Source organism: Exiguobacterium sp. 8A (genome assembly GCF_902506275.1).
Classification (GTDB): domain Bacteria; phylum Bacillota; class Bacilli; order Exiguobacteriales; family Exiguobacteriaceae; genus Exiguobacterium; species Exiguobacterium profundum.
Genome location: NZ_LR733630.1, coordinates 1813676 through 1833813, shown reverse-complemented (window position 1 = coordinate 1833813; position 20138 = coordinate 1813676). Strand labels below are relative to the sequence as shown.

Genomic DNA, 20138 nt, shown 5'->3' with positions numbered 1-20138 from the left:
AATAAATCATGATGTATCGATCTGAATCAAAGTCTAGCCTAGTTTAACGATTCATTTCGAGAAAGTAAAGCGAGAAAACGCGCTCAAGTGTGAAGAGTTTGACACATTAAGAGGCGAGGATGAAACGATTCCGACCGGACTCTTTTGCGTGATATAACGCTTCATCTGCATGTTTTAACACACTGTCGATTTCAATATCATTCGAATGGCAAGCTCCAAGCGAAACAGTGATGTGGAGCGTACCGGCACTCGTCTCGAACGGGAACGTTGAAACCTTTTCTCGAATAGATTCAGCAAGCTGCGATACTTCTTCTCGATTAGCATGGGGCATGACGATTAAAAATTCTTCGCCGCCGAAGCGACCGACTAAATGGCGCTCATTGCTCTCATTCACGAGGAGCATGCCGAGCTCGCGCAAAACATCATCTCCGACGTCGTGACCGTATGTGTCATTCACCCGTTTGAAATGATCGATGTCGACCAAAATCAATGCGTATTCTTCCGCCTCGACCGTCAAGTTGGCCATGGCTTCGTTCAAGAGACGCCGATTGGCAATCCCGGTGAGCGCATCTGTACGCGCCAGTTGCTGTTGATGTTGGACGTTCTCAAAGTGACGGCGTAGTTCGAGCAGTAATCGATAGGCGGCGCACGCTCCCCCGTAAGACATTAACGTATAGACGATTAAGACGGGATAGAACAAATTTAGTGGAAGCGCGGTATAAATCGCTGCTCCAAAAATGGCAATACTGATTGTAGTGAATACGAGCAAAGTGGGCCGAGTATTATCCATGCGTTTCCGTAAAAGACCTGTTAAGACAATTAACGTAACTATTGTGGCGATGGCTAGATAGAGACCGAGCATGGTACCGTCTGTAAAGAACAGAACTAGGGAACGACCGATTAATAATATGATACCTGCGACAGCACCACTCACCCATCCCCCGAATAGAACGGCAAGCAAAACGGGAATATTACGTAAGTCGATGAGTATCCCCTCGAGCGGTAAGGCATTTACTAAAAGGAGGATGGCAATCAATCCGGTCTGTACCCCAAGTAAAATCCTTCCTTTGAGAGGAGACTGTGGCGTCAGACGAGGGCGGTTTCGAAACGGTAAAAAGGAAATCGTGAAGAGCGTGAACAAGATACACAGGTTGATAAAGAACGCATTTATGATTGTGAGCATCGGAGCTCCCCCTTATCCCGTATGGAAATATTTAGTTACAGTATATAGCATCTAGTTGGAAACAAACAGGAATAACCTGCTTGCGGAAAGAAACTCTCTTGAATGATTATTCAAGCAAATCGTTTTGGAATCCTTTTGGATTTGTTCAGATTCTCCTCATCTTTTAGAACTTTCGTTATGGAAAATCGAAAGTTTGGTATGATAAGAGAAAAGGAGGACTGTCCGTGCGTTACTGGGATCATTTTAAACGAGCGTTTATTCCGATTGCGCTCATTTTGATTGGATTAGCGATCTTTTATACTTTATCGGCTCGAGATAATATGGTGTTGACGCTATTAGGGGCTGCGATTGTTGGAGTCATCTTATTTTTGGTGATGCGTCATGTGAATCAGGTGGAAGAGGACTGAAGCGAGAACACATTTTGTGGTTCTCGTTTTTTGTTGTCTTGCCACATTTTTGGGTACACTACAAAGTAAGGAGGGATTTATCATGGCAAAAGCTACATTTGCGGGAGGCTGTTTCTGGTGCATGGTCAAACCGTTTCATAAATATGAGGGAGTGGAGCGTGTCATTTCTGGATATACAGGAGGACATGTCGACAACCCGACGTATCAACAAGTCTGTTCGGAGACGACAGGACATTTAGAGGCGGTTGAAATCACATTTGATCCAGAAGTCATTTCGTATGAAGAGTTGCTACGCATCTATTGGCGTCAAATCGATCCGACAGATGGTGGAGGGCAGTTCAATGACCGCGGTGAATCCTATCGTCCAGCCATCTTCTATCATTCAGAAGAGCAGCGGGCTGCAGCGGAGCGTTCGAAACAAGAAGTGGAAGATTCGGGTCGCTTCGATCGTTCGATTGAAGTCGATATCCGCCCTGCGAAAACGTTCTGGGAAGCGGAAGACTATCATCAAGACTACTATAAAAAAAATCCGTTCCGCTATGAGATGTACCGTGTCGGTTCAGGACGCGCGAAGTTCATCAAAGAGGCATGGAGCGATCGTAAACAACAACAAGCACTTCGTGAACGCTTGACACCGATGCAGTATAAAGTGACTCAAGAAAACGGGACAGAGCCACCGTTCCAAAATGAATATTGGGATGAAGAGCGGGAGGGGTTGTACGTCGATATCGTCGACGGGACACCACTCTTCACATCTCACGATAAGTTTCAGTCGAATTGCGGATGGCCGAGCTTCTCACGCCCAATCGAGGAGAAGCGAGTCGATTTGAACATGGACACGACGCACCACATGGTACGGACAGAAGTCCGTTCAAAACAAGGGGACAGTCACCTTGGTCACGTGTTTGATGACGGTCCGAAAGAGCTTGGCGGCTTACGTTATTGCATTAACTCGGCCGCTCTCCGATTCGTTCCTGTAGAAGAGCTTGAAGAGGCCGGGTACGGGGAATATAAACACTTATTCAACAAGTGAAGGGGAGAGGCGTATGTTCACAGCCGTCAAACAACAAATTCGATGCGAGACGATTGGGACTGTCCTTGATTTTTACGACCAGTCGATTCGACAGCTTTCGGAAGAGGCGAGACAAGAAAAATATGCGAAGATGAGTTCGAGCCCGTTCTCGTTCTTTCGGGGTAGCTCACACTTGTTCTACTACGACTTTGCGAAAGTACCGATCGCGTTTGACACAGGTCCCGATCATCCGACGTTCATTCAAGGAGACTTACACTTTGAAAATTTCGGTGTGTTCGAAGACGGGGCCGGTACCATCATCTATGACGTGAACGACTTTGATGAGGCGTATATCGGTTCATACCTGTTTGATTTGTTGCGGATGGCGGTCTCTGTCGATTTGTTCGCCGCCGAGTCCGGGTTCGATGGCAAAGCAGCCATTCAAGCGTTTGCTGAGTCCTATGCCAAAGCCATTGAAAAACATGCGCTTGGACGAAGTGAGCATATTCAATTCACGAAAGAGAATACATGTAAAGCGGTCAAAAAAGTCATTAAAAAAGCGGAGAAGAAGAAAGATGAATTCATGTCCGAACGGACGGAGGTAAGAGACGAGGAACGTTATTTTTCAACGAGTGACGACCTGCTTCCCATCTCCTCGGAAGTACGGGAGAAAATTGAAGCGGCATGGGGCGATTATCTGTCTTCTTTGTCAAATCAACACCGACATCATGCCGATCACTATGAAATCAAAGATATTGCCGTCAAACTTCAGAGCGGTACGGCTTCGATCGGTTTAGAACGCTACTATATTTTGATTGAAGGTGCCGACGAAGAGCATGATGAAGATGTCATTTTAGAGATGAAACAAGCACAATCTGCCGTCCCGTCTCTCTTTCTTCCGACACATCCGCTGTTTGAAAACGGATTGTCGCATCAAGGCGCTCGTGTCGTCGCTGCGCAACGGGCAATGGTCCACAGTCGTGACCCGTATCTCGGCTATTTGACGATTGACGACAAAGAATATTATGTGAGGCAACGTTCTCCGTATAAGCGAAAAGTGAAAGCGAAACATATGAAAGATGAGACGTCGCTCATTGAGACGTTGAAGGTGCAAGCGCAAATCACGGCGAAAATTCATGCACGGGCCGATGCGACCTCCAATGTGCTCGATTATACGGCAAGTGAACGAATCGCGGCGGCAATCGGTGACTCTCCGTCCCTGTTTATTCGACAGTTATCGAGATGGGCTGATTTTTATGCAAATCAAGTTCGTTTTGATTATGACGCCTTTTTAAACTGGGTCGAGTCAAGGAATCGTTAAGGAACTTGCGAATTGAGGATGAAATCCTGCACAATGGAAGCGTAAAGGATGTGTACGGACTATGATTACAGAACAACAAGTCATCGCCCAAATGCGTCAGGTGATGACACAGATTGAGTCGTCAACCGGCGAAGCGCAAAAGCGTCATTTGGCAAAGTTAATGGGTTTTTGTGAACTCTTGTTAGCGGAGACGTCTGAAGCAAAAAGCGTTGGGGCATCACAGTCCCCGACCGTGACAAGTGAAACAAAACCGCCACTTGATCGACAGATGGCTGCCTTTCTTGGCATTCCGATGGAGGAAGACGAGCAACCGAAATCGGATTCATTACTCGATTTTTGAACCACATGTCATGGACATGTGGTTTTTTTATGGATTCTCTTTCATTGACTTAAATACCATATGGGGTATAATGAGTGTAAGAAATGAATGCAAATGGAGGCGTGAATATGTTGGACTTTCTTTTTGTGGCGGTCGTCATTGGACTTGTGTATTTCTGGTGGAGTCGTCGAAACAATGTAAAAACTGTCTCAACGGACGATTTAAAACGGAGAATCGCAGAAGAACGGAACATTCAATTATTGGATGTGCGGGAGCCGCATGAATACCGCGGGGGACATATCAAGCAAGCGAAAAATGTACCTTTATCCGGATTCGGTAATGCTCAAGCGAAATATCCGAAAGAAAAAGAGCGTCCTGTCTATGTCATCTGTCAGAGCGGGATGCGTAGCCAACGAGCGGCAGCGATGCTGAAGAGTGCCGGATATACCGACGTCTATTCTGTAAAAGGTGGCATGAACTTCTGGCGTGGATAATAGATGCGACTGGACGAATCGGTTCAGTCGTTTTTTGTCACCACGTTTTCTCTTTTGCATTTTCGGGGATTCTGCTACGGTAGGGAGAGAGTGAAAGAGAGGAGATCAATCCAATGGCAGTGATTTTATTTGATATCGATGGCACGTTAGTAGATACGACCGGACCAATGACGAAGGCGATTCATGAGGCACTCGAGGAGCTTCCTCATCTTCCGAAACCGAGTGAAGAGGCGGTCCGCTCAGGATACGGCTTGGCAGGTAACGCGTTTTGGGAGCATGTCATCCCAGAAGCGACGCTTGAGGAGATTCGTCTCATTCGCAGACTCCGTCATACGACGCTTGAGCAAACGATGGAAGGACAAAATGTCTTATTTGACGGAATTCGTGAGATGTTGGAGACACTTCACGAGCAAGGTCATACGCTGACGACAGCGAGTAACTGCGGTGTTCATTACATGAATTTGATTTTAGATACGCAACAGATTCGTCCATATATGACGGCACCCGAATGTTTAGAATCTGTTGGGGGCGAGAAGAAGGCAGACATTCTGACAGCGCACCGTGTCCGGCACGGAGAGGCGGACTATATTATGGTCGGTGATCGTAAATCGGATGTCGAGGCGGCTCGCGCTCATGACTTCCCCGTCGTCTTGACAGGATTCGGGTTCGGTAATGAAGAAGAGTGGGCACTTGCAGATCACGTGATTCAATCTCCACACGATTTAGTCGAGTGGGTCAACCGATAAGAAAAGGCTTGTCGCATATCAATGTCGACAAGCCTTTTTGTATACCTATACTCACAATCCGAGAGAGATGTATTTTACTTCTAAAAATTCCTCAATACCGTGATGACCGCCTTCACGACCGAGTCCGCTCTCTTTCCAACCACCGAAAGGCGCTTGCGGCGTTGACGGAAGACCGTCATTCACACCGACAATCCCATACTCTAGCGATTCAGCTAAATAGACCGCTTCATTGATGTCTTGCGTGAACAGGTAAGCGGCTAAGCCGAACGGCGTGTTGTTCGCCCGTTTGATGACTTCATCGAGCGAATCGAACGTTGCAATCGGTGCGACGGGTCCGAACGTTTCTTCGTTCATGCAGAGCATGTCTTCATTCGCATAACGGATGACAGCAGGACGGATGAATAAGCCGTCTAGCACCTCGCCACCGTACACTTCACCGCCACGAATCTGCGCGTCCTCGATATGCTTTTCGACTTTGCTGAGCGCATCGTCATCGATGAGCGGACCGATGTCGACACCTTCCTCTAGTCCGTTCCCGACTTTCAACGCTTCGACCTCTTTAATGAAACGCTCCGAGAATTCATCGACGACGGCGCGTTCGACATAAATTCGGTTCGCACAGACACACGTCTGTCCACCGTTTCGGAATTTCGTGGCGACCGCTTGCGGAACAGCCTTATTTAAATCCGCTTTAGCTGTGACGATGAGCGGGGCGTGCCCACCCAGTTCAAGCGAAATCTTTTTCATCGTGTCCGCAGCATCACGCATGAGCATTTTCCCGACTTCCGTGGATCCTGTGAACGTCAATTTTCGGACCCGTTTATCTTGTTGCCACGCTTTGACGATATCTGATGCTTGTCCAGTGACAAGGTTGATGACCCCTTTTGGGAATCCGGCCTTCTCCGCTAATTTGACCAATTCGATGGCGGTCAACGGGGTCGCCGATGCTGGTTTCATGACGACCGTACAGCCCGCAGCGAGCGCTGGAGCAACTTTCCGTGTGATCATGGCAGCCGGAAAGTTCCAAGGTGTGATGGCTGCGATGACGCCGACCGGTTGTTTGATGGCAAAGATTCGTTTCTGGTTCGATGAAGCAGGAATCGTCTCTCCGTACACGCGTCGTCCTTCTGCCGCATACCAGTCGATGAATCCATTTGCATAGTTGATTTCGCCGATCGCTTCTTTGAGCGGTTTTCCTTGTTCCTCGACCATCGTTCGGGCAAGCTCTTCCGTATGTCCTGCAATCAAACGATGCCATTCAGTAAGTAGTTCCCCTCGTTCTTCTGCTGTTTTTTGTTGCCATTCTTCTAACGCCTCATGCGCAGCGTCGACGGCTTGTGTCGCTTCTTGTGTATCACTTTTTGTCACGACGGCCATCACATTGCCTGTGGCTGGATTTCGTACCTCGATCGTTTGTCCCGTTTCTGTCCATTCCCCGTTAATGAAGTTTTTCTCTTCTCGCATCTTGATTTCCCCTTTCCAAAAAGTGCACAGTTAATTAGAGGATACCCGTTTTTCTGAAACGCACACAAATTTACAAAAAAAGAGGGGATACTATGTGGATCATCGTCATTGGCTATTTAGTCGGAAGTCTGCTCGGGGGCAGACTGTATGGGGTGCTAAGTGGACATGATTTAGCGACAACTGGTTCGAAGAATACCGGTGCACGCAATGCGCATCGCATCGGTGGAGTAAAGGCGTTTCTAATCGTCTATGGATTCGACGTGCTCAAGACGATTCTCGTCCTACAGATGAGCGGACCATATTTTTGGCAGACGGCGTTCGCGCTCACGCTCGGGCATATTTATCCATTTTGGCGAATCCGTGCGGGAGGGAAGGGATATGCCGTTTTTTCTGGAATCATATGGGCATATGAGCCGTGGTGGTTTATTGGGGGTCTTGTTATCTTGTTACTCTTAATCAAATTAACGGGGAACTCTCGCGAGACGGGATTAGTCATGCTTACGTTATTACCGTTGGCAGCTTTCGGAAGTCTCGAAGATGTCATCTGGGCCATACTCATCGCTATCGTGATTACGTATCATCATGTGAAGGAGGAAAGAACATGATTGTGTATCGAAAAGCCGAAATATCAGATTTTGAAGCGATACATCGATTAAATTACGAAACATTCGTTGAAGAGATTCCACAACATCCACCAAATCCGGAAAGGCGACTTGTCGACCGATTTCACGAAGAAAATACATATTGGATTGGAGAAGTGGATGGGGAAGTGGTCGCCATGTGTGCGTTACGTGGCAAACGGCCGTTTTCGTTGGAACAAAAAGGAGTACGCATTCCTGATGGGAATTGGCTTGAGATTCGCCTCCTCGCTGTGACTAAACCCTATCGACGCAATCGGACGTTCGCTGGATTGATGCGCGCGGTCATCGACGATGCGACAGAGCGTGATGTCGATGGTATTGTCATCAGTGGAACGACACGTGAACAAGTGCTCTATCATCGATTCGGGTTTGTGCCGTTCGCGGATCCGATTGGTCCTGACGAAGCGAGATATGTTCCGATGATGTTGACGCGTTCGGCTTTTTATGAATCCAAATCAGCATCGATCCTACGTCCAAAAAGTTTGCTAGCAGGACCCGTTGAATGTTCGGACCGTGTGAGAGAACGACTCTCGATGCAGCCGCGCCCACATCGTTCAAACGAAACGGGACGAGTGCTTGAAGCGGTACAACGAAAACTGGCGGAACGAATCGGACTCCCTCATGTCTATACGCTCCTTGGAAGCGGGACCGTCGCTAACGATGCGGTCGCGGCTCGATTGGACGGACACGGCCTCATTTTCAATGAGGGTGAATTTGGAGAACGCTTGATTGACCATGCCCGGCGTGTCGGTCTGTCTTTTGACGTGGTCGCAGTGGACCAAGAGGGACAATGGGATATTTCGCAACTTGAGCGCATTGCACCAGACTGGGTATGGACGGTTCATTGCGAGACATCGTTAGGGATTTTAATCAACCTTGCCCCGCTCCATACATGGCAAGGCGTTGTCGCCATTGATGCGATCAGTGCCGTCGGAACGTTCGTCTATGACTATTCGTTTGCGGACTACGTGACCTTCTCTTCAGGAAAGGCGTTACGGAACGCCCCGGGTCTCGCGTTCGTGGCAATGAAGCATCCAGCGATTGCGACACCACATACAGCGCGCTATTTCGATCTATCCCTCTATCAACCGATTGCCTTCACACAATCGGAACCGCTTCTCTCAGCGATGGCGATCGCGCTGGATGAGTTGACAGAAGATGAAGTCGTTTCACATTCTGTAAAGATGAATACGTTGCTTAATGCCTTACAAGAGAACGGTTTATCGGTCGATGTGTGTCCCGCCCAATCACCCGGCATCATCACGATTCCAGTTCCGTGCGAGCTATCCTCGGTCGAGCTCGGGCGCCAACTGTCCTATCAAGGCTATCTCGTCCAGTATGAGAGTGACTACTTAAAGCAGGCGAACGTCATTCAAGTATCGACCATGGGTTGGACGACACCTCGCATGATGCGTGACGTCGGTGCTTATATCGCACAATGGATTCAACAAAAAACCGCCACTGCTGAGAGTGACGGTTCGCTTATACTCGAAAGTCTTGGCGTGCCAAATGACGAATCTTTCGTCCGAGGCGTCTCCAATTGAAATAAGCTAAAACGGAGACGACGCCACCTGACCAGAAGAGCCATTCATCCGGTCGAATATAGCCGAGTAGGCCGACGAGCAAACCGAGCAAGATGACGATGGCATTGAACGTCTGACGGTGCAAGAGTTCCTTGGATTCAAGGTTTCGTTGGAACATCGCTTGCTCCGACAGACGTTTTCGTGTCGGTTCTTTTAAGTAATTATCCAGAAGTGGAGGAACGTTTAACAGTTTCTTCGCGTAGTTGATTCCGGTCTTCACGTAACGATTTTGAAGCGTTGTCCCGTCTTCCTCGAGCCATTCGATGACAATCGGTTTACCGAGTGTGAACAGATCGATTTTCGGATCGAGGATTTGCAGAATCCCGAGCAAGGTCGAGGCGGCCCGACCGAAGAAGGCAAATTCTGCCGGGAGCTGAATCGGTTCGTTTTTGACGAGCAATTGAATGTCCTGTAACACCTTCTCAATCAATTTCGTATCGACGGTATCGATGTCCGTTTCTAGGTAGAAAGTGACCGCTTTCTCTAGTGCTTGGCGAATGTTTTGTTTGTTTGCCGTCGGTAAGAGGAAGCGCAAGTCTTCTAATCCATCGACGATGCTATCATAGTCGAGCGAGATGAATGCCTGTAAGATATTCCGAATCGTGGCCATGTCTTGCGCCGTTGTCTGTCCGACCATACCGAAATCGAGTAAGATGATGGTGCCATCGGCTCGAATTTGGACGTTTCCGGGGTGTGGATCGGCATGGAACTGCCCACCAAACAATAGCTGTTCGGCAGCGAGTGTGAAGAGTCGTTCAGCTAGGGCGGAACGGTCGATTCCATTTTCTTTTAAAAAGGCGAGGTCGGTGATTCGGCGTGCGTCGACCCAGTCCATCGTCAAGACGCGGTTCGTACAGAGATGTTCGTGATAGTCCGGGATGTAAACGTCTCGGTTATCGGCGTATTTGGCTTTAAAATACAGGGCGTTTTTTAATTCAGTTTGGAAATTTAGTTCATCCCCGATGACAAAAATCATTTGGCGATATAAGCTATCTAAGTCGGTTGATTTAGCGAGGGATGTCCGCTTTAACATCGATGTGACAATCCGCATCGCACGGAAGTCGGTCCGGATGATTTTTTCGATATTCGGACGCTGGATTTTGATGGCGACCCGTTTGCCGTTTTCAAGAAGCGTGGCACCATATACTTCTCCGATGGAAGCCGAGGCGACGGCGTCGATGCCGACGTCTTTGACGACTTGGGTATATGGGACGCCCCATTCTGCCTCTAGAATCGCGCGCGACTTCTCCCAACCAGACGTCGGGACACGGTCGACGAGCTCTGACAGCTCGTTCAAGACGGCGGGTGGTAGCAAGTCTGCACGAATTGATAAGAATTGTCCGAGTTTGATTAACAAGCCCTCGAGTCGTAGCGCGTTACGCTTATACTCACGCGCGAGCTTGAGCATCAGTGCTTCATATTCTTCTGTCGTGGCGACACCTTGTTGTTGTTTGCGTGAAAAGGCGTACAGCCGAATGATGAATCGGGCGAACATGGTGACGATAATCCATATGCGGAACAAAGCGATACGTTTCATTGTAATACCGACATCCTTTACGACAGTCGCACGACTGACCTGAATTTTTGTAACTATACTTTACCATACAATGCGTTGAAGAAAGGGCAAGGGATGTTCATGGAGTGGGAATTGCTCAACGTCGTCGGAACGATTGCGTTCGCGGCGAGCGGAGCCATCATTGCGATGGATGAAAAATACGATATTTTTGGGGTTTGGTTACTGGCGTTTATCACCGCCTTCGGAGGCGGCGCGATCCGAAACGTCCTGTTAGGAAACCCCGTCAGTTTAATTTGGCAACAGAATGATTTATTTATTTTATGTTTTCTGGTCGCACTCCTCATCTTCCTGCTCCCGAGTGTCGTCTTGCCACATTGGGAACGCTGGGGTGTCATTGTCGACGCCATTGGTCTCGTCGCTTTTGCCTTTCAAGGGGCGCAGGTCGCAATCAAGCTTGATTTACCTTTATCTGCTGCGATTGCGGCGGCTGTCTTGACTGGCGTTGGCGGAGGTGTGGTCCGGGACTTATTGGCAGGACGTAAGCCTCTCGTCTTACAATCTGAGGTGTATGCGATTTGGGCGATTCTCATTGCGGTCATTACGTATTACTTCAAGCTCGAAGGCGGTCTTGCTGTGTACGCGCTTTTAATTGTCGTTGCGACACTTCGAGTGATATCCTACTATCGGAAGTGGAATTTACCAGCACGAAAAGTCAGATAAGGGGGAACGGAAATGAAGATATTATTAATGATCGGTGCCGGATTGATGGCACTCGGTGTGGCACTTGGTGCATTCGGCGCCCATGCGCTAAAAGAGAGATTGGCGCCAAACATGTTGGCAAACTGGCAGACAGGTGTGCTCTACCATATGGTGCACGCGCTTGGAATCATTGGGATTGCAGCGCTCCTCATGCGCGTGAGCATCAGCCAGTTCAACGTGGCTGGATGGCTCATGTTTGCGGGAATCGTCTTCTTCTCAGGAAGCTTGTACGTCATGGCATTGACGGGAATTACAAAACTCGGAGCCGTGACACCGATTGGCGGCGTGTTATTCATCGCTGCCTGGATCTTTGTCATCGTCGGTGCGATGAAACTATAACTTGAGAATCGATTTATTCGATATCCATGCCTTTGCTCATGTTCACATGCAGCGACGGCATGGATTTTTTTGATGAGTCATCCTATTAATTGGAAAAGGGATATACAGCCCTATTCGCTTATTATTTTAAAATAAGGTAAAACGTTCTCTATTTACATAAAACATTACAGAAAGATGTCAAATCGAACAGTCTGAAAAGGTATTGGTAAATAATAAGTTCTATGCATTCATTGTCCGAACCTTTGTTCTTGCGTAATAAAATTGAAATATAACTTTAACAGGAAAATATCTATCAGTTAGATATAATTAGTCGTGTTGAAACTCAACCAAATGATCGTTTTTGTTACATACTGAAACGGCTTTAAATATGTAGTGTAGTAGGTACTCACGTTTGTCATTTAAGAAAGGATGTACCCCATTCATGAATTGGAAACGCACAGTCTCGACGTTGACGCTCGGTGTGATGCTCATCAGCACACATACAGTTGCGGATGCATCGACTTCGATTAAAGAGAAGCAAGAACAACAACAAAAAGTAAAAGAAAAGCGCGACAGTGTGAAAAAAGACCAGTCAGAAACATCTTCAAAAATTGAAGGAAACAAGGAAGAGATTTCAAAAGTTCAGGCTGAGGTCAACAAAATGGACGCACAATTGCAAGACATCATCAATGATGTCGCCATGAAACGCCAAGAAATCAAGCGCACCGAGATGAAGATCGAGGATCTTGAAGCCGACATTAAAGATTACCAAGAAAAAATGAAGGCGCAAGAAGCGATGATGAAAGAGCGTATGGCCACGATGCAAAAGAACGGTGGCGGTTCAATCAACTGGGCTGAGTTCATCTTCGGTTCAAAAAATCTCTCTGATCTCGTGACACGTATGATCACAGCTGGAACGATTCAGCGTAGTGACCAAGAGTTGTTTGATGACTATGAAGCGACACAGCGTTCGTTGAAAGAAGCGCAGGCTGACTTGAAAGCAGAGCGTGCTTCACTTCTTGAACAACAAAAAGCACTCGAAGTGCGTCAAGCCGAGCTTGAGAAGAAAATGAAGCAACGTGAAAAACGCATCAAAGAGCTTGAAGAGAAGAACATCAAGTTCGAATCGCAAATCTTTGACCTTCAAGAGATTGAAGCAACATTAGTCGCTCAAGAACAGGCAATCGCGGCTGAAATCGAAGCGCAGCGTCGGGAAGAAGAGGAAGCCCGTCGTCGTGCGGAAGAAGCAGCTCGTCAAGAGGCGGCACGTAAGGCGGAAGAAGCCCGCCAAGCAGAAGCTGCACGTCAAGCTGAGGCTGCCCGTCAGGCAGAGGCAGAACGAGAAGCGGAAGCAGCTCGTCAAGCTGCTCAACAAAAGCAAGACAATAAATCGAATACCCCGTCTTCGTCGTCTTCAAACAACACGGCGGCATCAACGCCAGCTCCAAAACCGGCACCGGCATCAACGCCAGCTCCGAAACCAGAGCCAAAACCGGCGCCGACGACATCGACGCCAGCTCCGTCTAGTTCGATGTTCATTCAACCGGCTTCAGGACGCTACTCACAAGGATGGGGTCCGGCGAGCGGTGCGTTTGGTTACACGTTCCATAACGGTGTAGACATCGCAGGTCCAACAGGGACACCGATTCGCGCATCTGCGACAGGTACGGTCATTCGTGCAGGTTGGGGTGGCGCATACGGGAACCACGTCATGATCGCACACGTGATCAACGGTCAAGTTTGGACCACGGTCTATGCGCACATGAACTCGGTATCTGTCAGCTCTGGACAGCGTGTGACGCAAGGGTCGAACATCGGGACACTTGGAAACACAGGGAACTCTTCAGGTCCGCACTTGCACTTTGAGATTCATAAAGGCGGCTACTCATACTCGGCAACGAGCGCAGGTAGCACGGTCAACCCGCGTCAGTTCTTCTGATGCATCAACCAGAAAACTCCTTTCGATTGCGAAAGGAGTTTTTGTGCGTAAAAAATCCCTCCGCGATTGCGAAGGGATACTCGTTAGTTGGCTTGCTCGATATCGCTTGGACGATCTTGGTTTTTACGCATTTGTTCACGCACGTAATAGATAATCGTCAACCCAATCAACCAAGGTACCCCAAACTTCAACAAGATGTTGAAATCCGTGAACCATGTCGTGATCATCAGGCTGAGCAGTAAGACCGCCCCGAGCAATGGGAGGAATGGATACCCCATCATGCGGACAGGGAGTTTTCGTCCGGTCCATTTTTTACGGAAGAACAAGTGGGAGACGAAGACCATGAACCAAGTGAAAATAGCTCCGAACATCGAAATTCCCATCAAGAATGGATACGATGACTCCATGAATACTTGTAGCAAAGCGGCGAGGACAATCCCACCCGTTGAAACGAGTAATGCGAACATTGGAATCCCATTTTTGCTGATTTTTTTGAATGCTTTCGGTGCATCGCCGGCTTCAGCGAGCGAGTACATCATGCGCGTTGATGCATAGAGTTGCGCGTTCATCGCAGATAAGGCAGCGATCAAAATCACAAAGTTGAGGATGCCTGCCGCGAACGGGACATCGAACTGTTCCATGACGAGCACGAACGGACTTTGGTCAATCCCTGCTTGCTGCCATGGAATCAGCATGAGCATGATCGCAAGCGTGATGACATAGAAGAACGTCAAGCGGAACACGGTCGCACGTAAAGCGCGTGGTACGGCCTGGTCCGGGTCTTTCGCTTCACCGGCTGTGACAGCGACGAGCTCGGTTCCAAGGAAACTGAAGAGGGAGATGAAAATCGTCACCCACATTCCGTAAAAGCCGAACGCGAAGAAGCCTTCGTTTCCTGTCGTGATTGACTCAATCGGTGATCCTGGTTCGCCGAACAATGTGGCGGCACCGAGGACGATGAATAAGATAATGGCAGTTACTTTGATGAAGGATAACCAGTATTCAGTCGTTCCGAACGTGTGAACGTGACGGGCGTTGACGTAAATGAGTAATCCACCGAAGAGGGCGACCCAGACGAACCCGTTCACATCAGGGAACCAGTAGCGCATGTAAATGGCGATGGCACTGACTTCAACTCCTACAGCCAGTACGTTTGCGACCCAGTAAGAGTAACGGACGAGAAAACCAGCGAGTGGATGAACGTATCGCTCGGCAATCGTTCCGAATGATCCAGATGTTGGATGGGCAACCGTCATTTCGGCGAGAGCACCCATGAGTAAGAGGACGATGAACGCCCCGATGGCATAGCTGACGAGCACGCTCGGGCCAGCGGTTTGAATCGCGAGACCGCTTCCTAGGAACAGCCCGGTTCCGATGGCGCTTCCGAGGGAAATCATCGTGAGTTGCCGGGTGGACAGCTCGCGTTTTAGTTTGTTTGTTTCCAAAATCGATTCTCCTTTAGCTGAGTGGAATGTTGTTGTGGACGACTATAGCAGACGAAAAAAAACAATGTCAATTCGAAAAAACGGTGAAAGTTTCTCATTTTTGACTGCACATATAGAGACAAAGTTTTTATAATTTTTTTATTTGACATGGATTCCTCTGCCCTGTATAGTACGAATTAACTTAACTGAAACGAATAAAGGCGTCGACGAAGAGAAGTAACGACGAATCCTGTATGACAGAGAGCTGATGGTTGGTGTGAATCAGTATATGGGACGTCGCGAATGGACTTCTGAGCTCTAAACCGAACTTTGAGTAGGCTTTAGCGGGTTACCCACCGTTATCACGGGGAAGCGGATGATTGTCCGTGAAGTGGGTTCTTTGGAACCAACGAAGGTGGCACCACGGGGTTACTCGTCCTTCTTATAGCACAGGCTATGAGGAGACGGGTGACCCCTTTTTCGTTTCGACAATATAAATCGAGGATTGAGAAAAGTAGCGCGAGAAGACGTTTCGTCCAGAGAGTCAGGGATGGTGAGATCCTGACCGAGGCGTCCGCGTGAATGGGCTCATGAGAGCATGGCTGAAGAGAGTAGGTCGTGACGGTTTCCCCCGTTATCGGGATACGATGTGATTGCATCGGAGAGTGGATTCTTTGGAATCAACGAGAGGTGGCACCGCGGTATTGAACCGTCCTCCATACGACGACTGTCGTATGGAGTTTTTTTATACACATTTTTAGAGGGGGAACAGACGATGATTCAACAATTGGAGACAAACGCATTATCAACAGCAGATATGAAAGTGGCAGCGAGCGAGATGTTCCAAGCGGATGAAGCGCAAATCGAACGAGTGCTGCTGGCGATGAAAGAGCGCGGTGAGACAGCAGAAGAGATGGCAGGACTCGCAGCATACATTCGTGAAGCGGCACAGTTCCCCCAAAGTGATTTACCCGTACTAGATGTTTGTGGTACCGGCGGCGACGGGGCGCATACGTTTAATATCAGTTCGACCGTCGCCTTTGTCCTGGCTGGTCTTGGGATTCCGGTCGCCAAGCACGGGAATCGAAGCGTCTCGAGTCGATCAGGAAGCGCGGACGTCTTAGAGGCATTGAACGTTCCGATTGTGAAGACGGCAGAAGAAGTACATGCTGACTTGAAACGGACGAATCTCAGTTTTCTATTCGCCCAGCATGTCCACCCGATCATGAAGCATGTCATGCCGGTCCGGAAACGGCTCGCGACGGCGACCATCTTCAACCAAATCGGACCGTTAACGAACCCGCTTCGTCCGAAACGACAACTTGTCGGTGTCTATCATCCATCGTTACTCGAGAAGATGGCGACCGCGATGCGTCATCTCGGGGTGGAGCGCGGTATGGTCGTCCATGGAGCAGGTGGACTCGATGAAGCGAGTCTCGCCGGTGTGAACGACGTGTACTTCTTTGATGGGGAACAGACGGCGCGTTATGCGGTCGACCCACGAGATGTCGGCTTGATGCGGGCACCGCTTGAAGCGCTACGTGGAGGCACACCAGAAGAGAACGCTGCGACACTTCTTGCCGTATTGAATGGAGAGTCGGGACCGGCACGCGACGTCGTCTTATTAAACGCGGCACTTGCCCTTTGCACGTATGGTACGACCGCAACGCTTCGTGCAGGAGTGAAAGAAGCAAAACGTAGTATCGATGAAGGACACGCCTTGCGTGTATTACAAAACTTACAACGTACGGAGGTCGAAGCATGAGTTATTTAACGAAAATCATCGGAACGAAAATAGAAGAGGTTAGCGGCATGCAGCCCATCGATGTCCCCGTGACGAAGCCAATCTCTCTCTTACATGTGATGAGCGAGGGATTCCATATCATTTCAGAGATCAAACGGTCGTCCCCCTCGAAAGGAATGATTCGGGAGACGGTCGACGTCGCTAAACGGGCACGTCAATATGAAAAAGCTGGTGCGACGATGATCTCCGTTTTGACAGACACGACGTACTTTAACGGTTCTTTTGACGACTTGCGACAAGTTGCCGATGTCGTCACCATCCCGGTGCTCTGTAAAGATTTCATCATCGATGAACGACAACTCGACTATGCGAAGCATTACGGGGCGAGTGTGGCACTTCTTATCGTGGCGGCACTCCATCCGACACGTCTTCAGGAGTTGACGCGATACGCTCGCTCCATCGGTCTCGACGTCTTAGTCGAAGTACATGATGAGGCGGAGTTACGCATCGCCCTCGAACTTGATGACGTGTTGATCGGCATCAATAACAGAGACTTAAAAACGTTCGAGGTATCCCTCGAAACATCGATTGATTTGATGAAACGCTATCCTGAGGTCACATTCGTCAGCGAAAGCGGAGTCAGTTCGGTCGAGGCGGCTGCACGTTTACAAGAAGCTGGGGCAAGCGCCATTCTCGTCGGGGAAGCACTCATGCGTGAAGAGGACCCGACCCGGTTACTCGAGGAGTTGAAAACATGTTCGTTAAAATCTGTGGACTAAAAACAAAGGAAGCTGTTGAGGCGGCGGTCGAGGCGGGAGCGGATGCAATCGGGTTCGTCTTCGCCCCGAGTTCTCGACAAATCGACGTGACGACTGCGAAGAGATTAGCTGCACATATCCCACAATCGGTCCGGATCGTTGGTGTGTTTTTAAGTCCTTCAATGGAAGAGATCGAGGAAACGCTGGACGTAGGGCTGACGGATTTACAAATTCACCATCGGACGCAGTCAATCGAACAACTCCGTACCTTCGGATTGCCCATCATCGATGCGTCGACCGAGGAGACGGCAGATGTGCGTTTGATCGACCATCCGACCCCAGGGAGTGGACAGATTTTAGATTGGGGCACAATGGACCGGCCGCAACGTCCGTTTTGGCTAGCGGGCGGGCTATCCCCTGACAATGTCGGACAAGCAATTCAACTCATCCAACCAGACGGCGTCGATGTCTCGAGCGGTGTCGAGACGGACGGTGTGAAAGATATCGAAAAAATTCGTGCGTTCATTCAACGCGCCAAGGAGGAACTATGATGTATGCACAACCAGTGAACGGGAAGTTTGGACAATATGGTGGAAAGTATATTCCGGAGACGCTCATGCAGGCGGTCGAAGAATTAGAGGTCGCTTATGAAGAAGCGAAGCAAGATCCTGAGTTTCAAGAACGCTTCTCTTCCTTATTACGTGAATACGTGGGACGTGAGACGCCACTTTATTATGCGTCGAACCTGAGTCGCCGTCTCGGGACGAACGTCTATTTGAAACGTGAAGACTTAAACCATACCGGTGCCCATAAGATCAACAACACGATTGGGCAGGCGCTCCTTGCGAAACGGATGGGCAAACAAAAAGTCGTTGCCGAGACGGGAGCGGGTCAGCACGGTGTTGCGACTGCGACAGTATGTGCATTACTCGATTTAGAATGTACCATCTTCATGGGTGAGGTCGATGTTGAACGCCAAGCATTGAACGTGTTTCGGATGGAATTACTCGGGGCGAAAGTCGTTCCTGTCAAATCAGGCAGTCGTACGTTGAAGGATGCCGTCAATGAAGCGCTCCGTTACTGGGTCAAACATGTCGACGATACGCACTATGTGATGGGTTCCGTTCTCGGACCGCATCCATTCCCGCAGATGGTACGTGATTTCCAAAGCGTGATCGGGACAGAGACACGTCGGCAAATCCTTGAACAGACGGGACACCTCCCGGACGCCGTCGTCGCTTGTGTCGGCGGAGGGAGCAACGCCATGGGCATGTTCTATCCGTTCTTGAACGATGAGTCGGTCGCGCTTTACGGTGTCGAGGCGGCTGGAAGTGGCATCGATACGGATAAACACGCAGCGACCCTCACAAAAGGGGAAGTCGGTGTCTTACACGGGTCGCTCATGTATGTCTTGCAAGACGCAGCGGGTCAAATCGAGGAAGCGCACTCCATTTCAGCCGGACTCGATTACCCAGGGGTAGGACCGGAGCACAGTTTCTTGAAAGATATTGAGCGGGTGCGCTATGCGGCCGTCACGGATGACGAGGCACTCGACGCGTGTCTCGCACTCAGCCGACAAGAAGGAATCATTCCTGCATTGGAGTCTTCACACGCCCTCGCTTATGCAGAGACGCTCGCGAAGACGATGGGAGAAGACGATACACTGGTGATTTGTTTATCAGGGCGCGGAGACAAAGACGTCCATACAATCCGAGAGAAGGTGGCGACACGATGAAACTAGAGACAGCGATTCGACAGCGAGAAGGAGCGGCGTTCGTTCCGTATATCATGGCCGGTGACGGCGGGATGGAGCGACTGATTCCGACCATTGTGGAACTAGAACGGATGGGGGCGACGGCGATTGAACTCGGTATCCCATTCTCCGATCCGGTGGCGGATGGACCAATTATTGAAGCGGCAGGAATGCGCGCGCTTGAAGCTGGTGTGACGCTTGAAATGGTATTGAACCATTTAATAGAAGGAAAAGATCAATTTAACGTTCCGATTGTCTTGATGACATACTTGAATCCCGTGTTTCGGTTCGGGGTCCAACCGTTCTTTGACCGGGCGAACGAATGTGGTGTGAGCGGGGTCATTATTCCTGACCTTCCGTTTGAGGAGAGCCTCCAGTTGTTCGCAGATGTCAATCGGCATGACGTCGCCGTCATCCCGCTCGTCACGCTGACGAGTAGTGAGGCACGAACGGCATCCATCTTAGAAAAAGCAGAAGGATTCGTGTATGCGGTCACGCTCAAAGGAACGACCGGGAAAGCGGATGTATTCCCAGACGAGCTTCTCGCCTACTTAACTCGATTGACTGAGCAGTCACGGGTTCCCGTCTTAGCAGGATTCGGAGTCCATCGTCCGGAACAAGTACAGTCACTTGGGAATGCGTGTGACGGTGTCGTCGTCGGGAGCTTTATCGTCGAAGCGCTTCATGAAGGACGGACAGAGGATGTCGAGACGCTCATTCGATCGGCAAAGCAAATCCATGCATAAGAAAATCAGCG

General features: G+C 49.3%; 20 protein-coding genes and 2 other annotated features. Of the genes, 16 read left to right on the top strand and 4 right to left on the bottom strand.

The genetic code is table 11. From position 1 onward, the window contains the following. Positions 1-106: 106 nt before the first annotated feature. A complete protein-coding gene (locus tag GVY42_RS09390) occupies positions 107-1183 on the bottom strand; it encodes a diguanylate cyclase (protein WP_159563057.1) in 1077 nt (358 codons plus the stop codon). Between the two features lie 224 nt (positions 1184-1407). Here GVY42_RS09390 and GVY42_RS09385 point away from each other — a divergent pair, with 224 nt between their 5' ends. The 6 genes from GVY42_RS09385 to GVY42_RS09360 all read left to right on the top strand — a co-directional run bounded on the left by GVY42_RS09385 (position 1408) and on the right by GVY42_RS09360 (position 5482). Continuing rightward, positions 1408-1590, top strand: coding sequence for a hypothetical protein (locus GVY42_RS09385; RefSeq protein WP_031422036.1), 183 nt, complete (start codon positions 1408-1410; stop codon positions 1588-1590). Between the two features lie 82 nt (positions 1591-1672). Then, positions 1673-2623: a peptide-methionine (S)-S-oxide reductase MsrA gene (gene msrA / locus GVY42_RS09380; RefSeq protein ID WP_074035519.1), complete on the top strand. Its 951-nt coding sequence runs from the start codon at positions 1673-1675 to the stop codon at positions 2621-2623. 13 nt (positions 2624-2636) lie between these two features. Next, entirely contained in the window at positions 2637-3923 is a 1287-nt protein-coding gene (locus tag GVY42_RS09375; RefSeq protein WP_159563056.1) for a DUF2252 domain-containing protein, read from the top strand. 61 nt (positions 3924-3984) lie between these two features. Beyond that, complete coding sequence (locus GVY42_RS09370) at positions 3985-4263, top strand: DUF5327 family protein (protein ID WP_078147766.1); 279 nt, start codon at positions 3985-3987, stop codon at positions 4261-4263. Positions 4264-4370: 107 nt separating this feature from the next. Beyond that, a complete protein-coding gene (locus GVY42_RS09365; RefSeq protein ID WP_012727509.1) occupies positions 4371-4736 on the top strand; it encodes a rhodanese-like domain-containing protein in 366 nt (121 codons plus the stop codon). A gap of 113 nt (positions 4737-4849) precedes the next feature. Beyond that, positions 4850-5482: an HAD family hydrolase gene (locus tag GVY42_RS09360; protein ID WP_031422042.1), complete on the top strand. Its 633-nt coding sequence runs from the start codon at positions 4850-4852 to the stop codon at positions 5480-5482. 51 nt (positions 5483-5533) lie between these two features. Here GVY42_RS09360 and GVY42_RS09355 read toward each other — a convergent pair whose 3' ends face one another. Continuing rightward, the gene (locus GVY42_RS09355) at positions 5534-6946 is read right to left on the bottom strand and encodes an NAD-dependent succinate-semialdehyde dehydrogenase (protein WP_159563055.1); all 1413 of its coding nucleotides are present in this window, start codon (positions 6944-6946) and stop codon (positions 5534-5536) included. 92 nt (positions 6947-7038) lie between these two features. Between GVY42_RS09355 and GVY42_RS09350 the strand changes: the two genes are divergently transcribed. Next, positions 7039-7551, top strand: coding sequence for a glycerol-3-phosphate acyltransferase (locus tag GVY42_RS09350; protein WP_159563054.1), 513 nt, complete (start codon positions 7039-7041; stop codon positions 7549-7551). Beyond that, positions 7548-9131, top strand: a complete 1584-nt coding sequence (locus tag GVY42_RS09345) for a GNAT family N-acetyltransferase (RefSeq protein ID WP_159563053.1) — start codon at positions 7548-7550, stop codon at positions 9129-9131. Before GVY42_RS09350 ends, GVY42_RS09345 begins: the two co-directional genes overlap by 4 nt. Here the strand turns inward: GVY42_RS09345 and GVY42_RS09340 are convergent. Beyond that, a complete protein-coding gene (locus GVY42_RS09340) occupies positions 9070-10707 on the bottom strand; it encodes an AarF/ABC1/UbiB kinase family protein (protein ID WP_159563052.1) in 1638 nt (545 codons plus the stop codon). The genes GVY42_RS09345 and GVY42_RS09340 overlap by 62 nt on opposite strands. A gap of 93 nt (positions 10708-10800) precedes the next feature. Here GVY42_RS09340 and GVY42_RS09335 point away from each other — a divergent pair, with 93 nt between their 5' ends. The 3 genes from GVY42_RS09335 to GVY42_RS09325 all read left to right on the top strand — a co-directional run bounded on the left by GVY42_RS09335 (position 10801) and on the right by GVY42_RS09325 (position 13702). Next, positions 10801-11406 carry a trimeric intracellular cation channel family protein gene (locus tag GVY42_RS09335; protein ID WP_012727503.1) on the top strand — a complete coding sequence of 202 codons (606 nt, stop codon included), beginning with the start codon at positions 10801-10803 and terminating at the stop codon, positions 11404-11406. A gap of 12 nt (positions 11407-11418) precedes the next feature. Beyond that, a complete protein-coding gene (locus GVY42_RS09330; RefSeq protein WP_074035530.1) occupies positions 11419-11784 on the top strand; it encodes a DUF423 domain-containing protein in 366 nt (121 codons plus the stop codon). Between the two features lie 421 nt (positions 11785-12205). Further along, positions 12206-13702 carry a murein hydrolase activator EnvC gene (locus GVY42_RS09325; RefSeq protein ID WP_159563051.1) on the top strand — a complete coding sequence of 499 codons (1497 nt, stop codon included), beginning with the start codon at positions 12206-12208 and terminating at the stop codon, positions 13700-13702. An 83-nt stretch (positions 13703-13785) separates the two neighbouring features. On the opposite strand, the gene GVY42_RS09320 is transcribed toward GVY42_RS09325, so the two are convergent. After that, positions 13786-15099, bottom strand: coding sequence for an amino acid permease (locus GVY42_RS09320; RefSeq protein WP_236548990.1), 1314 nt, complete (start codon positions 15097-15099; stop codon positions 13786-13788). Between the two features lie 242 nt (positions 15100-15341). Further along, positions 15342-15570, top strand: a binding site (T-box leader). 48 nt (positions 15571-15618) lie between these two features. Next, positions 15619-15846: a binding site (T-box leader), on the top strand. Positions 15847-15901: 55 nt separating this feature from the next. Between GVY42_RS09320 and trpD the strand changes: the two genes are divergently transcribed. The 5 genes from trpD to trpA are packed head-to-tail and all read left to right on the top strand — an operon-like array spanning position 15902 to position 20127. Beyond that, positions 15902-16891 carry an anthranilate phosphoribosyltransferase gene (gene trpD, locus GVY42_RS09315; protein WP_074035535.1) on the top strand — a complete coding sequence of 330 codons (990 nt, stop codon included), beginning with the start codon at positions 15902-15904 and terminating at the stop codon, positions 16889-16891. Further along, the gene (gene trpC / locus GVY42_RS09310) at positions 16888-17649 is read left to right on the top strand and encodes an indole-3-glycerol phosphate synthase TrpC (protein WP_159563049.1); all 762 of its coding nucleotides are present in this window, start codon (positions 16888-16890) and stop codon (positions 17647-17649) included. The genes trpD and trpC overlap by 4 nt, the downstream gene beginning before the upstream one ends. Continuing rightward, positions 17625-18179 carry a phosphoribosylanthranilate isomerase gene (locus GVY42_RS09305; RefSeq protein ID WP_159563048.1) on the top strand — a complete coding sequence of 185 codons (555 nt, stop codon included), beginning with the start codon at positions 17625-17627 and terminating at the stop codon, positions 18177-18179. Before trpC ends, GVY42_RS09305 begins: the two co-directional genes overlap by 25 nt. After that, entirely contained in the window at positions 18176-19363 is a 1188-nt protein-coding gene (gene trpB / locus GVY42_RS09300) for a tryptophan synthase subunit beta (protein WP_159563047.1), read from the top strand. Before GVY42_RS09305 ends, trpB begins: the two co-directional genes overlap by 4 nt. After that, positions 19360-20127, top strand: a complete 768-nt coding sequence (trpA, locus tag GVY42_RS09295) for a tryptophan synthase subunit alpha (protein ID WP_159563046.1) — start codon at positions 19360-19362, stop codon at positions 20125-20127. Before trpB ends, trpA begins: the two co-directional genes overlap by 4 nt. Positions 20128-20138: the final 11 nt, after the last annotated feature.

Excerpts from the sequence above, each read along its gene's own strand:
- GVY42_RS09390 (WP_159563057.1), bottom strand. The coding sequence starts at position 1,183 with ATGCTCACAATCATAAATGCGTTCTTTATCAACCTGTGTATCTTGTTC.
- msrA (WP_074035519.1), top strand. The coding sequence starts at position 1,673 with ATGGCAAAAGCTACATTTGCGGGAGGCTGTTTCTGGTGCATGGTCAAA.
- GVY42_RS09375 (WP_159563056.1), top strand. The coding sequence starts at position 2,637 with ATGTTCACAGCCGTCAAACAACAAATTCGATGCGAGACGATTGGGACT.
- GVY42_RS09370 (WP_078147766.1), top strand. The coding sequence starts at position 3,985 with ATGATTACAGAACAACAAGTCATCGCCCAAATGCGTCAGGTGATGACA.
- GVY42_RS09365 (WP_012727509.1), top strand. The coding sequence starts at position 4,371 with ATGTTGGACTTTCTTTTTGTGGCGGTCGTCATTGGACTTGTGTATTTC.
- GVY42_RS09360 (WP_031422042.1), top strand. The coding sequence starts at position 4,850 with ATGGCAGTGATTTTATTTGATATCGATGGCACGTTAGTAGATACGACC.
- GVY42_RS09355 (WP_159563055.1), bottom strand. The coding sequence starts at position 6,946 with ATGCGAGAAGAGAAAAACTTCATTAACGGGGAATGGACAGAAACGGGA.
- GVY42_RS09350 (WP_159563054.1), top strand. The coding sequence starts at position 7,039 with ATGTGGATCATCGTCATTGGCTATTTAGTCGGAAGTCTGCTCGGGGGC.
- GVY42_RS09345 (WP_159563053.1), top strand. The coding sequence starts at position 7,548 with ATGATTGTGTATCGAAAAGCCGAAATATCAGATTTTGAAGCGATACAT.
- GVY42_RS09340 (WP_159563052.1), bottom strand. The coding sequence starts at position 10,707 with ATGAAACGTATCGCTTTGTTCCGCATATGGATTATCGTCACCATGTTC.
- GVY42_RS09335 (WP_012727503.1), top strand. The coding sequence starts at position 10,801 with ATGTTCATGGAGTGGGAATTGCTCAACGTCGTCGGAACGATTGCGTTC.
- GVY42_RS09330 (WP_074035530.1), top strand. The coding sequence starts at position 11,419 with ATGAAGATATTATTAATGATCGGTGCCGGATTGATGGCACTCGGTGTG.
- GVY42_RS09325 (WP_159563051.1), top strand. The coding sequence starts at position 12,206 with ATGAATTGGAAACGCACAGTCTCGACGTTGACGCTCGGTGTGATGCTC.
- GVY42_RS09320 (WP_236548990.1), bottom strand. The coding sequence starts at position 15,099 with ATGATTTCCCTCGGAAGCGCCATCGGAACCGGGCTGTTCCTAGGAAGC.
- trpD (WP_074035535.1), top strand. The coding sequence starts at position 15,902 with ATGATTCAACAATTGGAGACAAACGCATTATCAACAGCAGATATGAAA.
- trpC (WP_159563049.1), top strand. The coding sequence starts at position 16,888 with ATGAGTTATTTAACGAAAATCATCGGAACGAAAATAGAAGAGGTTAGC.
- GVY42_RS09305 (WP_159563048.1), top strand. The coding sequence starts at position 17,625 with ATGTTCGTTAAAATCTGTGGACTAAAAACAAAGGAAGCTGTTGAGGCG.
- trpB (WP_159563047.1), top strand. The coding sequence starts at position 18,176 with ATGATGTATGCACAACCAGTGAACGGGAAGTTTGGACAATATGGTGGA.
- trpA (WP_159563046.1), top strand. The coding sequence starts at position 19,360 with ATGAAACTAGAGACAGCGATTCGACAGCGAGAAGGAGCGGCGTTCGTT.